The 294-nt window shown below is 69.0% G+C and carries 2 protein-coding genes; both read left to right on the top strand.

What is annotated here, in order from left to right:
• The first annotated feature begins 10 nt into the window (after nucleotides 1–10).
• Nucleotides 11–148: a fasciclin domain-containing protein gene (locus DNI29_RS23895; RefSeq protein WP_238388210.1), complete on the top strand. Its 138-nt coding sequence runs from the start codon at nucleotides 11–13 to the stop codon at nucleotides 146–148.
• A gap of 27 nt (nucleotides 149–175) precedes the next feature.
• Nucleotides 176–294: DUF378 domain-containing protein (locus DNI29_RS25420; protein WP_133255754.1), on the top strand; the 119-nt coding region annotated here is incomplete at its 3' end.

Here is a 294-nt window from a genome sequence, read left to right as displayed (position 1 = left end):
GGCCACCACCGTGCAGGGCGGCGACGTCGCCATCCGCGCGACGGGCGGCACCGTCACCGTCGGCGACGCGCGCGTGGTCAAGGCCGACGTGATGGCCAGCAACGGCGTCATCCACGTCATCGACAAGGTGCTCATGCCGCCGCGCTGAGCCGTCGTCCCCTAACAGGAGAACGCTATGAAGGCATTGAATCTCGTGACGCTGGTGCTGGTGATCGTCGGTGGCCTCAACTGGGGCCTGGTCGGCGCGTTCCAGTTCGACCTGGTCGCCGCGCTGTTCGGCGGGCAGTCCGCGCC

The organism is Hymenobacter sediminis, assembly GCF_003231285.1.
Classification (GTDB): Bacteria; Bacteroidota; Bacteroidia; order Cytophagales; family Hymenobacteraceae; genus Hymenobacter; species Hymenobacter sediminis.
Note: the sequence above shows the minus strand (reverse complement) of the source record. Positions and strands in the feature narration are given on the sequence as shown.